Annotated in this window: 11 protein-coding genes; 6 read left to right on the top strand and 5 right to left on the bottom strand. The window is 63.5% G+C overall.

What is annotated here, in order from left to right; translation table 11 throughout:
* Positions 1-263: 263 nt before the first annotated feature.
* Positions 264-4,169, top strand: coding sequence for an ATP-dependent RNA helicase HrpA (gene hrpA, locus E5221_RS20660; RefSeq protein ID WP_247846360.1), 3,906 nt, complete (start codon positions 264-266; stop codon positions 4,167-4,169).
* Positions 4,170-4,404: 235 nt separating this feature from the next.
* Positions 4,405-5,526: a beta-ketoacyl-ACP synthase III gene (locus E5221_RS20655; RefSeq protein WP_015271305.1), complete on the top strand. Its 1,122-nt coding sequence runs from the start codon at positions 4,405-4,407 to the stop codon at positions 5,524-5,526.
* A 219-nt stretch (positions 5,527-5,745) separates the two neighbouring features.
* Here the strand turns inward: E5221_RS20655 and E5221_RS20650 are convergent, their stop codons facing one another.
* Entirely contained in the window at positions 5,746-6,990 is a 1,245-nt protein-coding gene (locus E5221_RS20650; RefSeq protein ID WP_023660852.1) for a putative porin, read from the bottom strand.
* Between the two features lie 262 nt (positions 6,991-7,252).
* Here E5221_RS20650 and E5221_RS20645 point away from each other — a divergent pair, with 262 nt between their 5' ends.
* A complete protein-coding gene (locus E5221_RS20645; protein ID WP_247847756.1) occupies positions 7,253-8,380 on the top strand; it encodes a GNAT family N-acetyltransferase in 1,128 nt (375 codons plus the stop codon).
* 163 nt (positions 8,381-8,543) lie between these two features.
* On the opposite strand, the gene E5221_RS20640 is transcribed toward E5221_RS20645, so the two are convergent.
* The 4 genes from E5221_RS20640 to E5221_RS20625 all read right to left on the bottom strand — a co-directional run bounded on the left by E5221_RS20640 (position 8,544) and on the right by E5221_RS20625 (position 12,740).
* Positions 8,544-10,376: an ABC transporter ATP-binding protein gene (locus E5221_RS20640; protein ID WP_015271302.1), complete on the bottom strand. Its 1,833-nt coding sequence runs from the start codon at positions 10,374-10,376 to the stop codon at positions 8,544-8,546.
* A gap of 63 nt (positions 10,377-10,439) precedes the next feature.
* Positions 10,440-10,997: a peptidylprolyl isomerase gene (locus E5221_RS20635; RefSeq protein WP_047595757.1), complete on the bottom strand. Its 558-nt coding sequence runs from the start codon at positions 10,995-10,997 to the stop codon at positions 10,440-10,442.
* A complete protein-coding gene (locus E5221_RS20630) occupies positions 10,991-11,803 on the bottom strand; it encodes an alpha/beta hydrolase (protein WP_247846358.1) in 813 nt (270 codons plus the stop codon). Before E5221_RS20630 ends, E5221_RS20635 begins: the two co-directional genes overlap by 7 nt.
* A 13-nt stretch (positions 11,804-11,816) precedes the next feature.
* Positions 11,817-12,740, bottom strand: a complete 924-nt coding sequence (locus E5221_RS20625; RefSeq protein WP_009683100.1) for a LysR family transcriptional regulator — start codon at positions 12,738-12,740, stop codon at positions 11,817-11,819.
* A 48-nt stretch (positions 12,741-12,788) separates the two neighbouring features.
* On the opposite strand from E5221_RS20625, the gene E5221_RS20620 reads away from it, so the two are divergent.
* The 3 genes from E5221_RS20620 (at position 12,789) to E5221_RS20610 (ending at position 14,982) form a co-directional block, all read left to right on the top strand.
* The gene (locus E5221_RS20620) at positions 12,789-13,103 is read left to right on the top strand and encodes a hypothetical protein (RefSeq protein WP_012051530.1); all 315 of its coding nucleotides are present in this window, start codon (positions 12,789-12,791) and stop codon (positions 13,101-13,103) included.
* A gap of 109 nt (positions 13,104-13,212) precedes the next feature.
* Complete coding sequence (locus E5221_RS20615) at positions 13,213-13,812, top strand: FMN-dependent NADH-azoreductase (RefSeq protein WP_013973705.1); 600 nt, start codon at positions 13,213-13,215, stop codon at positions 13,810-13,812.
* 288 nt (positions 13,813-14,100) lie between these two features.
* Positions 14,101-14,982, top strand: coding sequence for a carboxylate/amino acid/amine transporter (locus tag E5221_RS20610; protein ID WP_025340169.1), 882 nt, complete (start codon positions 14,101-14,103; stop codon positions 14,980-14,982).
* Positions 14,983-15,012 lie beyond the last annotated feature (30 nt).

The following is a 15,012-nucleotide window of genomic DNA, read 5'->3' as shown; positions in this document are numbered from 1 at the left end:
CGTAAGGTTGATTAAAGCAGTGAATGGCAACCTTTACATCGCACCTGGCTAAACATTTGTGCCGTTGCACCTGGCCTCTTCGCGGGTAAACCCGCTCCCACAGGATTGCATCAAGGCTGGGTGTTGTGCGGTCCCTGTGGGAGCGGGTTTACCCGCGAAGAGGCCGGCACAGGCAGCAGAGAACCGGCAAATCTGCGACAATCGCGCATCCTTCGAATGCCGATCATGAAAAAGCAGGCTCACCTGCATCACTAAAAAGCCCCATGACTGACCACGCCATCGACAAACTGCTGCAAAACCTCGACCACGCCATGATCGCCGACCGCCATCGCCTGCGCCGGCAATTGCACGAACTGCGCAAGCGCCCCGACGAGGCGAAGCTGGCGCAGTGGGTGGAAAAGGTCCAGGCGTCCTGCGCCCAGGTCACCGCGCGCCAGCAGAGCGTGCCGACCGTGCGCTACGACGACAGCCTGCCCATCGCTGCCAAGCGTGACGAAATCAAGAAGGCCCTGGCCGAGCACCAGGTGCTGGTGATCGCCGGCGAAACCGGCTCGGGCAAGACCACTCAGTTGCCGAAGATCTGCCTTGAACTGGGCCGTGGCAGCCATGGCCTGATCGCCCACACCCAGCCACGCCGGATCGCCGCCCGCAGCGTTGCCGCGCGGGTTGCCGAAGAGCTGGGCACGCCCCTGGGCGGGCTGGTCGGCTACCAGGTGCGCTTCGAGGACCAGAGCGACGCCAACACCCTGGTCAAGCTGATGACCGACGGTATCCTGCTGGCCGAAACCCAGCATGACCGCTTCCTCGAGCGCTACGACACGATCATCGTCGACGAAGCCCACGAACGCAGCCTGAACATCGACTTCCTGCTCGGCTACCTGAAGACCCTGCTGCACCGCCGCCCGGACCTGAAGCTGATCATCACCTCGGCGACCATCGACCTGGAGCGCTTCTCCAAACACTTCGACGACGCGCCGATCATCGAGGTGTCCGGGCGTACCTTCCCGGTGGAAACCTGGTACCGCCCGCTGACCAGCGAGCAGGACGAGGAGGGCAACCAGATCGAGGACGACCTCACCGTCGACCAGGCCATCCTCGCCACGCTGGATGAGTTGGCGCACCACGAGCGGAGTGAGGGCAAGGGCCCCGGCGATGTGCTGATCTTCCTGCCGGGCGAGCGCGAGATCCGTGATGCCGCCGAGATCTTGCGCAAGGCGCAACTGCGCCACACCGAGATCCTGCCGTTGTACGCGCGCCTGTCGCCGGCCGAGCAGCAGCGCATCTTCCAGCCACACACCGGGCGCCGTGTGGTGCTGGCCACCAACGTTGCGGAAACCTCGCTGACCGTGCCGGGCATCCGCTACGTGATCGATACCGGTACCGCGCGCATCAGCCGCTACAGCTACCGCGCCAAGGTGCAGCGCCTGCCGATCGAGGCCGTGTCGCAGGCCAGTGCCAACCAGCGCAAGGGCCGCTGTGGCCGGGTCGAGCCGGGTATCTGCGTGCGCCTGTACAGCGAAGAGGATTTCAACAGCCGGCCGGCGTTCACCGACCCGGAGATCCTGCGCACCAACCTGGCGGCAGTGATCCTGCAGATGCTGCACCTGCGCCTGGGCGCAATCGACGCCTTCCCGTTCATCGAGCCGCCGGATGGCAAGGCCATCAGCGATGGTTTCAACCTGCTGCAGGAGCTGTCGGCGGTCAACCGCGAAAACCAGCTGACGCCGATCGGTCGCCAACTGGCGCGCCTGCCAATCGACCCGCGGCTGGGCCGCATGCTGCTCGAAGGCGCCCGCCTGGGCAGCCTGCAGGAAGTGCTGATCGTCACCAGTGCGCTGTCGGTGCAAGACCCGCGCGAACGCCCGCCGGAGCGCCAGCAGGCCGCCGACCAGGCGCACGCGCAATGGAAGGATGTGGATTCCGACTTCGCCGCGTTGGTCAACCTGTGGCGTGGCTTCGAGGAACAGCGCCAGGCGCTGACCGCCAACCCGCTGCGCAACTGGTGCCGCAAGAACTTCCTGAACTACCTGCGCCTGCGCGAATGGCGCGATGCCCATCGCCAGCTGGCACTGATCTGCCGTGACCTGCAGCTGACAGTGAACAAGGACCCGTCCGACTACCCGAAAATGCACAAGGCCATTCTCAGTGGCCTGCTCAGCCAGATTGGCCAGAAGACTGAAGAGGGCGACTACCAGGGCGCCCGCCAGCGGCGCTTCTGGGTGCACCCGTCGTCGGGCCTGGGGCGCAAGCGCCCACAGTGGGTAATGGCTGCCGAGCTGGTCGAAACCACCAAGCTGTACGCCCGCATGGTGGCCAGGATCGAGCCGGACTGGATCGAGCCGTTGGCCGGCCACCTGGTCAAGAAGAACCACTTCGAACCGCATTGGGAGAAGAAGCGCGGGCAGGTGGTGGCCTACGAGCAGATCACTCTGTACGGCCTGATCCTGGTCGGCCGTCGGCCGGTGCATTTCGGCCCGATCGACCCGGTCACCTCGCGCGAGCTGTTCATCCGCGAAGGCCTGGTGGGTGGCGAGATCCAGTCGCGGGCCAAGTGCCTGGCGGCCAACAAGCGCCTGCTGGAAGAGCTCGACGAGCTGGAGGCCAAGGCCCGCCGCCGTGACATCCTGGCCGACGAAGAGACGCTGTATGCCTTCTACGAAGCGCGTCTGCCGGCGGAAATCCACCAGACGGCGACCTTCGACAGCTGGTACCGCATGGGCAGCCAGAAGGACGCCAACCTGCTGATCATGCGCGAGGAAGACGTGCTGGCCCGCGAGGCCAGCGAAGTCACCGCCGCGCAGTACCCCGACAGCCTGCAGGTGGGCGAGCTTCGCCTGCCGCTGAGTTACCACTTCGAGCCCGGGCACCCCCGCGATGGCGTGACCGTGCGGGTACCGGCGCCGCTGCTGCCGAGCTTGCCGGGCGAGCGCCTGGAATGGCTTGTGCCCGGCCTGCTGGAAGCCAAGTGCGTGGCGCTGGTGCGCAACCTGCCCAAGGCGCTGCGCAAGAACTTTGTGCCGGTGCCGGACTTCGTCAAGGCCTCGCTGGCGCGCATGACCTTCGGCCAGGGCGCATTGCCGCAGGCCCTGGGCCAGGAACTGCTGCGCATGACCGGCGCCCGTGTGCCCGACGAGGCATGGGACGAGTCGGTCAACCTGGTCGAAGGCCACCTGCGCATGAACATCGAAGTGGTCGATGGCCAGGGCAAGTTCCTGGGTGAAGGCCGCGACCTGGCCGAGCTGACCGCGCGCTTTGCTGCAGCCAGCCAGGCAGCGTTGGCCGTGCCGCGTGACGCCAAGAGCGAGCAGCCGGTACAGGCCAAGGCTTTCAGCGAGGTTAAGCAGACCGCGCAGCAGAAGATCGCCGGCCTGTCGATGACCGTGTACCCGGCACTGGTGGAAGAGGGCGGCACTGTGCGCGAAGGGCGTTTCTCGACCCAGGCCGAAGCCGAATTCCAGCACCGCCGCGCGTTGCAGCGTCTGTTGCTGCAGCAGCTGGCCGAGCCGGCCAAGTACCTGCGCGGCAAGCTGCCGGGGCTGACCGAGCTGGGCCTGCTGTACCGTGAAATGGGCCGGGTCGAGGCGCTGGTCGAGGATATTCTGCTGGCCAGCCTGGACAGCTGCATCCTCGAAGGCGAACAGCCGCTGCCACGCGATGGTGCGGCCCTGGCTGGCCTGGCCGAGCGCAAGCGCGGCAGCTGGGCCGAGCATGCCGAGCGCCTGGCACGGCAGACCCTGGAAGTGCTGAAGCTGTGGCATGGGCTGCAGAAGCGCTTCAAGGGCAAGATCGACCTGAGCCAGGCAGTGGCGCTTAACGACATCAAGCAACAGCTCGGCAACCTGGTGTACCCAGGCTTCGTGCGTGAAACCCCCGGGGCCTGGTTCAAGGAGATGCCGCGTTACCTCAAGGCGGTGGAACTGCGCCTGGAGAAGCTGGGTTCGCAGGTGCAGAAGGACCGGGTGTGGAGCGGTGAGCTGGCCAACCTGTGGGCGCAGTACAAGGCCCGTGCCGACAAGCATGCCCAGGAAGGCAAGCGCGATGAGCAACTGACGGTGTACCGCTGGTGGCTGGAGGAATATCGGGTTTCGCTGTTTGCCCAGCAGTTGGGGACAAAAGTGCCGATTTCCGACAAGCGATTGAGCAAGCAATGGAGCCAGGTGGAGGGCTAAACTTCCACAGTTGTGGCAATATTGATGCAATTTGGGGCCGCCTGGTGGCCCCTTCGCGGGTAAACCCGCTCCCACAGGTAAAGCGGTATCCTCGGGAGCGGCCATCCCTGTGGGAGCGGGCGTGCCCGCGAACGAGGGCGCAGCCCTCGCCTATAAATTGGCACTAAAGTGCCATTAACCTGTCATGTTTCCAGCCAGCGCCCCGTGGCGATGGCCTTTGACCAGAGGAACGACCGTGCATAACGTCGTGATCAGCGGCACCGGCCTGTACACCCCGGCCCAGAGCATTTCCAACGAAGAACTGGTGGCGTCCTTCAACACCTGGTCGCAGCAGTTCAACCAGGACAACGCCGCCGCCATCGAGCGCGGTGAAGTCGAGGCGGCGCCGCTGTCCGATGCCGCGTTCATCGAAAAGGCCTCGGGCATCAAGAGCCGCTTCGTCATGGACAAGGCCGGCATTCTCGACCCGCAGCGCATGAAGCCGCGCCTGCCCGAGCGCTCCAACGACGAACCGTCGGTGCTCTGCGAAATGGCCGTGGCCGCTGCCCGCCAGGCCCTGGAGCGCGCCGGTCGCACGGCGGCCGATGTCGACGGGGTGATCGTCGCCTGCTCCAACCTGCAGCGCCCGTACCCGGCCATTGCCATCGAAGTGCAGCAGGCGCTGGGCATCCAGGGCTTTGCCTTCGACATGAACGTGGCCTGCTCGTCGGCCACTTTCGGCATCCAGACCGCCGCCAACAGCGTGGCCCTGGGGCAGGCGCGCGCGGTGCTGATGGTCAACCCGGAGGTGTGCACCGGCCACCTGAACTTCCGTGACCGCGACAGCCACTTCATTTTTGGTGATGCCGCAACTGCGGTGCTGCTCGAGCGTGCCGACAAGGCCACCTCGGCGCACCAGTTCGACATCGTCAGCAGCAAGCTGTGGACCGAGTTCTCCAACAACATCCGTAACAACTTCGGCTTCCTCAACCGCGCGGCGGAAGAGGGCGAGGGCGCGGCGGACAAGCTGTTCATCCAGGAAGGCCGCAAGGTGTTCCGCGAGGTGTGCCCGAAGGTGGCCGAGCTGATCGGTGAGCACCTGCAGGAAAACGGGCTGCAACCAAGCGATGTGAAACGCTTCTGGCTGCACCAGGCCAACCTCAGCATGAACCACCTGATCGTCAAGAAGCTGCTGGGGCGTGAAGTGGCCGAAGAGGATGCACCGGTGATTCTCGATCGCTATGCCAACACCAGTTCGGCGGGGTCGGTGATTGCCTTCCACCTGTACCAGGACGACCTGGCCAAGGGCTCGCTGGGGGTGTTGAGCTCGTTTGGTGCGGGGTATTCGATTGGTAGCGTGATCCTGCGCAAGCGCTGATTGCTTCGAAATATCGGGGCCGCTTTGCGGCCCATTCGCAGCACAAGGCTGCTCCTACAGGAAAACGCGCCGGTTGCAGGGTTCGCATTCCTCTGTAGGAGCAGCCTTGTGCTGCGAATGGGCTGCAAGGCAGCCCTCTGCAATCTCACAATAAAAAAGCGGGAAACGCCGGATGGGGTCGGCATTTCCCGCTTCAGGTGAAGCAGTGCAGGGTGTCGCTTAGAACTTGGCTTCCAGGTCTACCTGCAGGGTATCTACATCGGCATCGCTGTTGGGCAACTGCGACAGGTCGGTCTTGGCCATCAGGTAGGCAGCGCCCAGGGAGAAGTTCTTGTCGATTTCATATCCGACCTTGAACTTGTGCCCGCGCGAACCGGTAAAGCCGTTGCCAAAGTCAGAGTCGGTGAACAGGCTGACCACGGCGTTACGCTGCACGTCGCGGTAGTTGTAGTCCAGGCTCCAGGCGCCGACCTTGGTTTTCAGGCCCGCCAACCAGGCCTGGTCTTCGCCATCGGTGCTTTCGGTGTTTTTCACATACTGGCCGTAAGCAGAGAGCGGGATGGCAAAGCCGGTGAAGTCCAGCTGGCCGAAGCCTTCCACGAGGTTGAACTCGTTGGTGGTGTTGCCGAACGACTGCAGGATGGTGGCTTCCTTGTCGTTGTCGTAGCCATAGATACTGGCACCTACGGTCAGCTTGAGCACATCGGCCGGGGCGAATTTGGCGCCCAACTGGCCGTGATAGACCTGTGCGTCATGCTTGTATTGCACGCCGTCGCCATCGACGTTGTCCTTGAGGGTGTACTGACCGGCGCTGGCGAACACTTCGGCCCCGCCCAGGTCGGTCTTGTAGGTGGCTGCCACGCCTTCCGGGTTGATGTCGCTGTCCCAGATGATGTCGCCCATGCTCACCCATGGCTGCGCCATCTTGCCGCCAATCAGGTGCAGGTTGGGAACTGCAGTCGGGTGCCAGTCGAGGTAGGCCTGGTCGACCCACAGCGACTTCTTGTCGAAGTAGTTGTCGAAGCTCTGGTTGGTCGAACGGCGGTCGGCACTGCTGCCGGTGGCGATACGGATGCCCGCGTCGACCTGCGGGTTGATTTCGCTGTAGAAGCCGACACGGGCACGCACGCGCTGGCGGTCCTGGTTGCCGCTGCTGCTGTTCGGGTCGTCGACGTTGACGTCTTCGTAACGCAGGCGCAAATCACCCTTGACCTGGGTCTTGGCGGCCCATGCCACTTTCTGTTCAAAGGAGCTCATCCGTTCGGACTGAGCTTTCTGAGCGGCCTTTTCCTTGGTTTCTTGAGCCAGGTCCGCCTGCAGTTCGTTGTACTGCGCCTGGTTGATCGAGCCATTGGCGCGGAGCATTTCGAGCAGCTTGGCGTCGACAGCTGCACTGGCCGGAGTACTCAGAGCCAGCATCATGCCGGTGAGGCTCACTCCGGTAAGTGTAGAAACAAGACGCATAAGGTTCTCCCTGTTGAATAAGATGGGGAGGCTCAAGCGCCCGCCCCTGTGTTGGCATGTCTTCGGAAAGGGCCTGAATAGACAGGTTCTGGGGTTCCGGAAAACAGGCGCAAGTATTGCGGGGGCGAATGACAGATTAATGTCGAATTGGTGGCACTGCGGTTAAGTAATTGAGAATAAAAGGATCTGTCCCGGCTATCGTGATTTGAGTGGCGGGCCTTCCTTGGGGATACTGGGTACCTTGAAACAGCGAGCCGAAACCGTGACCAGCCTGTACAGCCTTGCTCATTTGCGTGATCTTCCGGCGGCCACCTGGGATGCCCTGGTGCCCGCTGGCCAACCGTTCCTGCGCCATGCGTTTCTCAGCGCCATGGAGGACAGCGGCAGCGTCGCGCGCAACACCGGCTGGGCCGCCGAGCACCTGGTGCTGGAACGTGACGGGCGGGTACGGGCGCTGCTGCCGGCGTACCGCAAATGGCACTCGTTTGGCGAGTACGTGTTCGACCATGGCTGGGCCGATGCCTGTGAGCGGGCCGGCATTGCCTACTACCCCAAGCTGCTCGGTGCCGTGCCGTTCAGCCCGGTCAGCGGCCCGCGCCTGCTCGCCGCCGACCCAGCCGATGGCCTGCTGGTGCTGCAGGCGTTGCCGGAGTACCTGGCCAAGGGCGGGCTGTCTGGCGCGCACATCAATTTCACCGAGCCGGCGCTGGACGAACAACTGGCAGGCCAGCCTGGCTGGATGGAGCGCCTGGGCTGCCAGTTTCATTGGCGCAACCACGGCTACCGTGACTTCCAGGATTTTCTCGACAGCCTGAGTTCGCGCAAGCGCAAGCAGATGCGCAAGGAGCGTGAACAGGTGGCCGGGCACGGTATTGAATTCCGCTGGTACCGTGGGGCTGAACTGGATGAGGCGCAGTGGGATTTCGTCTACCGCTGCTACGCCAATACCTACGCGGTGCGCCGCCGTGCGCCCTACCTGACACGCGAGTTCTTCAGCCTGCTTGCCGAGCGCATGCCCGAAGCGTTGCGCGTGGTGATGGCGCGGCAGGGTGGCCGTGATGTGGCCATGGCCCTGAGCCTGGTGGGGGGCGACAGCCTGTTTGGCCGTTATTGGGGGTGCCTGGACGAGTTCGACCGGCTGCATTTCGAAACCTGTTTCTACCAGGGCATGGACTTTGCCATTGCCGAAGGGCTGCAGCGTTTCGATGCCGGGGCACAGGGGGAGCACAAGCTGATTCGAGGGTTCGAGCCGGTGCTGACGCGGTCGTGGCACTACCTGCTGCACCCGGGGCTGCGGCGGGCGGTAGAGGATTTTCTGGCGCAGGAGCGGGAAGGGGTGCTGGCGTATGCCGAGGAGGCCAGGGGGATGTTGCCCTATCGCCGGGACTGATCCATTTGTAATGGCTATCCAGGACCTGTAGGAGCAGCCTTGTGCTGCGAAGAGGCCGGTAGGGCAAAAAATCTCCTTTGGCACTGATGGACTCTTCGCAGCACAAGGCTGCTCCTACATGGACCGCACAGGCTTCAAGGGGGCTGTGAGGCCTGAGCAGGGGTCAATCCACTCCGACAAACCCCCCGGTCTGGTGATGCCACAACCGGGCATACAAGCCTTGCTGCTCCAGCAGTTCACTGTGGCTGCCACTCTCGACAATCCGCCCCTTGTCCAGCACCACCAGCCGGTCCATCCGCGCAATGGTGGAAAGCCGGTGGGCAATGGCGATCACAGTCTTGCCCTGCATCAGCGTCTCCAGGCTTTCCTGGATTGCTGCCTCCACCTCCGAGTCCAGCGCCGAAGTGGCCTCGTCCATGATCAGGATCGGTGCATTCTTCAGCAGCACCCGGGCAATGGCGATGCGCTGGCGCTGGCCGCCCGACAGCTTGACCCCGCGCTCGCCCACATGGGCATCGAAACCGGTGCGACCCTGAGCGTCCGACAGCTGCGGGATGAACTCGTCGGCGCGGGCCCGGCGCACCGCTTCATGAAGCGCGGCCTCGCTGGCATCGGGGCGGCCATACAGCAGGTTGTCACGGATCGAGCGGTGCAGCAGCGAGGTGTCCTGGGTGATCATGCCGATCTGCGCGCGCAGGCTGGCCTGGCTTACCTCGGCAATGTCCTGGCCGTCGATGAGAATGCGCCCGCCCTGCACGTCATACAGCCGCAGCAGCAGGTTGACCAGGGTCGACTTGCCTGCCCCTGACGGGCCGATCAGGCCGATCTTCTCGCCCGGGCGTATGTCCAGGCTGAGCCCTTCGATCACGTTGGCGGCCTTGCCGTAATGGAAGTCCACATCATCGAAACGCACCGCACCGCGGCTGACCTTGAGCGCCGGTGCGTTGGGCCGGTCGGTGACGGTGACCGGCTGGGCGATGGTCTGCAGGCCGTCCTGGACCATGCCGATGTTCTCGAAGATGCCGTTGACCACCCACATGATCCAGCCCGACATGTTGACGATGCGGATCACCAGGCCGGTGGCCAGGGCGATGGCGCCGACGGTGATCAGCGACTGGCTCCACAGCCACAGCGCCAGGCCTGTGGTGGCGACCACCAGCAAGCCATTGAGGGTGGTTATGACCACGTCCATGCTGGTGACCACGCGTGCGGCCAGCTGGGTTTTCTCTGTCTGTTCGCGGATCGCTTCGCGCGCGTACTGCTGTTCGAAGTCGGTGTGGGCGAACAGCTTGAGGGTGGCGATGTTGGTGTAGCCGTCGACGATGCGGCCCATCAGCTTGGAGCGGGCATCGGAGGAAATCACCGAACGCTCCTTCACCCGGGGGACGAAGTAGAACAGCGCGGCGATGTAGCCTGCGATCCATAGCAGCAGCGGCAACATCAGGCGCCAGTCGGCCTCGGCGAACAGCACCAGCGAGGTAATGGCATAGATCAGCACGTGCCATAGCGCATCCACCGCCTGCACCGCAGAGTCGCGCAGTGAGTTGCCGGTCTGCATGATGCGCTGGGCGATGCGCCCGGCGAAGTCGCTCTGGAAGAAGTTCAGGCTCTGCTTGAGTACATAGGTGTGGTTCTGCCAGCGGATCAGGCTGGTCATGCCGGGGTTGATGGTCTGGTGCACCAGCAGGTCGTGCAGGCCGAAGAATACCGGCCGCAGCAGCAGGATCACCACCAGCATCCAGATCAGTTCGCCGCTGTGTTCGCTGAAGAAACTGGCATTGGGCGTGCCCTGTGCCAGGTCGATGATGCGGCTGAGGTAGCTGAACATCGCCACCTCGATCAGCGAGGCGACCAGGCCCACCACCAGCAGGGCGACAAAACTCGGCCACACCTGGCGCAGGTAGTACAGGTAGAACGGCCAGACCTGGCCGGGTGGCGACTCGCTGGGCGCGTCGCGGAAGATATCGATCAACTGCTCGAAACGGCGGTACAGCATGGATGACGACACTCCTGTTTCATCCGACCCTCAGGCGGTTTCACGTCCCTGTGAAGCCTGCGGTCAGTCGATGCGTTTGGCCGACTTGATGTAGACCGGATCGGCCGGTACATCGCGCATGCCTTTCTTGATGGTGGTCGGCGAATTGACGATCTGGTCGACCACTTCCATGCCCTTGGTCACCTTGCCGAATACGGCATAGCCACGGTCACGCCCAGGGTTGAGGAAGTCGTTGTCGGCCACGTTGATGAAGAACTGGCTGGTGGCCGAGTTCGGGTCCTGGGTACGGGCCATGGACAGCGTGCCACGGGTGTTCTGCAGGCCGTTGCCGGCTTCGTTGGTGATCGGGGCTCGGGTGTTCTTCTGCACCATCTGGTCGGTGAAGCCGCCGCCCTGGACCATGAAGCCCGGGATTACACGGTGGAAGATGGTGTTGTTGTAGAAGCCGCTGTCGACGTATTCGAGGAAGTTCTTGGTACTGATCGGTGCCTTCTCGGCATTCAGCTCGATTTCGACCTGGCCGAAGCTGGTGTCCAGCAGTACGTGCGGGGTCTTGTCGGAGGCCATGACGCTGGTGGCGAAGGCGACCGAGCAGGCGGTGAGCAGGAGTTTTTTCAGCATGGGCTCAAAGATCCTTGAGAGGTGGAAGCGGCTGCAAGGAACTGCAGCAGGGTCTGGTTGAAGACCTCGGGTTGGTCGAGGGGTGTAGCGTGCCGGGAATCGTCGATGACCACCAGCCTGGCGTGAGGCATCAGGGCGACGTAGCGTTCTTTCAGTTGTATCGGGGTGTAATCCTGGTCGGCTGCGATCACCAGGGTAGGACAGTGAACCTGGCCGATGCGTTCCTGCACGCCCCAGTCGACGATGGCGTCGAAACTCTTGAGGTACGCACGCTTGTCGTTGCGTGCCCAGCGCAGGGCCATCTTGTGCCGCAGTTCGGCCTGCTGCGGTTTGGGAAACAGCCGCTCGGCCAGGCCCTTGCCGACCGTTTCGACACTGAGCAGGCGCGCCAGGCCCCAGCGCTTGAGCCACCATACCCAGTCACTGCGAGTGCGGCGCTTGACCTCGGGGGCGCTGTTGACGATGCACAGGCTGCGCAGCCACTGCGGGTGGTCGACAGCGAACTGGAAGGCGACCATGCCACCCATGGACAGGCCGACGATGTGCACCGGGCCGGTGTGCAGGTGTTCGAGCAGGGCCAGCAGGTCGGCACTGAAGGTGGCGATCTGGTAACCGTCGCGTGGCTTGTCGGAGCGGCCGTGGCCGCGGATGTCCATGAGGATTACCCGGTAGTGGCGGCTGAGCACCGGCACCTGCAGCTCCCAGTCCTGGCAGCTGGAGCCCAGGCCATGCAGCAATACCAGGGGTTCGCCCTGGCCGTATTCCTCGTAATGCAGTGTGCATCCTTCGTGTTCGAAATAGGCCATGGGCGCGGTCCTCTCAGGCTTGCGGGGGGGCTGCGAAGGGCACGTCCAGTGGCGCGGTGTCGAAATTGCGCAGCAGGTCTATGAGAATCTGCGTAGCCGGGCCCAAGGTCTTCTCTTTGCTCGAATAAAGGTAGAACAGTGGGTGGCGGCTGCCACCCTGATCCAGCGGCAACGGCTTGAGCACGCCTTCGCGTAGCTCGCGCTCGATCATGTGGCGGGGCAGCCAGGCAAAGCCCAGGCCACTGCTGACGAAGGTAGCGGCGGTGCCCAGGCTGCCGACGGTCCAGCGTTGCTCGGCACCCAGCCAGCCGACATCGCGCGGCTGGGCGCGGCCGGAGTCGCGGATTACCACCTGCAACTGGCTTTCCAGGTCCTGGAAGGTAAGTTCGCGGCCCAGGCGGTGCAGGCTGTGTTCGGGGTGGGCGACAGCGACGAACTCCACCGCGCTCAGTTCGGCGCCCAGGTAGCCGCCGATGCTGTAGCTGCTGATGGCCAGGTCTGCGATGCCTTCGTGCATCACTTCCTCGACGCCAGACAGCACTTCTTCACGCAGGCGCACCCGGCAGCCACGGCTCTGCGGCATGAACGCGGCCAGGGCGCGTACCAGGCGGGCACTGGGGTAGGCGGCATCGACCACCAGGCGTACCTCGGCTTCCCAGCCCTGTTCCATGTGGTGGGCAAGGTCTTCGAGTTGGCTGGCCTGCTTGACCAAGTGGCGCGAACGGCGCAGCAGCACACTGCCGGCCTCGGTGAGCACCGCCTTGCGGCCGTCGATACGCAGCAGCGGCACGCCCAGTTGCTCCTGCATGCGGGCCACGGTGTAACTGACCGATGACTGCGAGCGGTGCAGTGCCTCGGCGGCCTGGGCAAACCCGCCGTGATCGACCACTGCCTGCAGGGTTCGCCACTGGTCAAGGGTTACGCGCGGCGCTTTCATCTTTCGCTCCTGTTGTCCTAAGCTGCGCTCTTTCAAGGAGAGCGGCCAATGAAGAAATGTTGTGCGGCAATACTGATGTGCCTGCCCCTCGGGGCCATGGCTTATCCCATCGACGTTGAGAAGGAACTGACCGGGGTAAAGCTCGATTACACCGCCTATGACACGGCCTATGACATTGGCGCCATCACCCTCAACAACTATGGGCAGGTACCGGCCGCGTGCAAGGTGACCTTCCGCAATGGCCCCGAGGCACCAAGGGTGCGCCGGGTGAACGTACCGGCCGGTAAAAGCGTCGATGTCACTGCCAAGTTCAACCGGCAGATCATCAAATTACGGATCGCCTTGAACTGCAGTGCAGAATAAACTGATAAATCGATAGATTGAACCCACTTTTTACGCTTTTTTATCGATAGGTCAAGCCGTAATCTCACCTCCATCGAATCGCAACCCTTTTTGCCGATGGAGGCCCCCCATGTCCCGCGTACTGATCATCGAAAGCAGCGCCCGCCAGCAGGATTCCGTTTCCCGTCAGCTGACCCGTGATTTCATCCAGCAGTGGCAGGCCGCCCACCCGGCCGATCAGATCAGTGTGCGCGACCTGGCCGTGAACCCGGTGCCGCACCTGGACGCCAACCTGCTGGGTGGCTGGATGAAGCCCGAAGAACAGCGCAGTGCGGCGGAACTGGACGCCTTGGCCCGCTCCAACGAACTGACCGATGAACTGCTCGCCGCCGACGTGCTGGTGATGGCTGCGCCGATGTACAACTTCACCATCCCCAGCACCCTGAAGGCCTGGCTGGACCATGTGCTGCGTGCCGGCATCACCTTCAAGTACACCCCCACCGGCCCGCAGGGTTTGCTGACCGGCAAACGCGCCATCGTCCTGACTGCCCGTGGCGGCATCCACGCCGGCGCCACCAGCGACCACCAGGAACCGTACCTGCGCCAGGTAATGGCCTTCATCGGCATTCACGATGTCGACTTCATCCATGCCGAAGGCCTGAACATGAGCGCTGACTTCCACGAGAAGGGCGTCAACCAGGCCAAGGCCAAGCTGGCGGCGGTGGCCTGAGGCTTAGCGAATTCCCAACCCTGACACCTGTTTTTGCTCCTTTGGGTGTACCTGCCCGGCCTGCATGGCCGGGCTTTTTTTTTATGCCTGGAATTTCATGGGTGCCTGTGCCGGCCTCTTCGCGGGTAAACCCGCTCCCACAGGGATATCACGGCACCTGAGGCCTGTGGTGTCCCTGTGGGAGCGGGTTTACCCGCGAAGAGGCCGGCACAGCCCTTACATTCCTCATGGTTGAACTCATTTGCCGCAACCCGCTAAGGTCGCGGCCTTGATCCACGAGAGGCAACCATGGGCTACCTGATAATCGTCGCGCTGATCCAGGCGTTTTCCTTCAGCCTGATCGGCGAGTACCTGGCCGGGCACGTCGACAGCTACTTTGCCGTGCTCGCGCGCGTGGTGCTGGCTGGCCTGGTGTTCCTGCCGCTGACGCGCTGGCGCCAGGTCGAGCCGCGCTTCATGCGCTCGATGCTGCTGATCGGCGCGCTGCAGTACGGCATCACCTACGTCTGCCTGTACCTGAGCTTTCGCGTGCTCACCGTGCCGGAGGTGCTGCTGTTCACTATTCTCACGCCGTTGCACGTGACGCTGATCGAAGACGCCATGAACCGGCGCTTCAACCCGTGGGCGCTGCTGGCAGCGCTGGTGGCGGTGGCCGGCGCGGCGGTTATCCGCTTCGACACCATCAGCGGCGAGTTCTTCATCGGCTTCCTGCTGCTGCAGCTGGCCAACTTCACCTACGCCGCCGGCCAGGTGCTGTACCGCCATCTGGTTGCACGCCACCCCAGCGACCTGCCGCACTACAAGCGCTTTGGCTACTTCTACCTGGGCGCGTTGATCGTGGTGTTGCCGGCCTTCCTGCTGTTTGGCAACGCCCAGCACCTGCCGACCACCGATGTGCAGTGGCTGGTGCTGCTGTTCCTGGGCCTGTGCCCGACGGCGCTGGGCCTGTACTGGTGGAACAAGGGCGCCTGCCTGGTTTCGGGCGGGACGCTGGCGGTGATGAACAACCTGCATGTGCCGGTAGGGTTGCTGCTCAATTTGCTGATCTGGAACCAGGACGAGCCATTGGGCAGGCTGTTCATCGGCGGGGCAGTGATCCTGGCGTCGGTGTGGATGAGCCGCCTGGGTACCCTGACGTTATCAAGCAAGCCATGGCGCAGCCAGCTATGACGCGTTCGTTACTGAACCCAAATTCCGCCG

Origin of the sequence: Pseudomonas sp. A2, from assembly GCF_023100865.1 — a bacterium.
Classification (GTDB): domain Bacteria; phylum Pseudomonadota; class Gammaproteobacteria; order Pseudomonadales; family Pseudomonadaceae; genus Aquipseudomonas; species Aquipseudomonas asiatica.
This window is presented reverse-complemented; position numbering and strand designations above follow the sequence as displayed.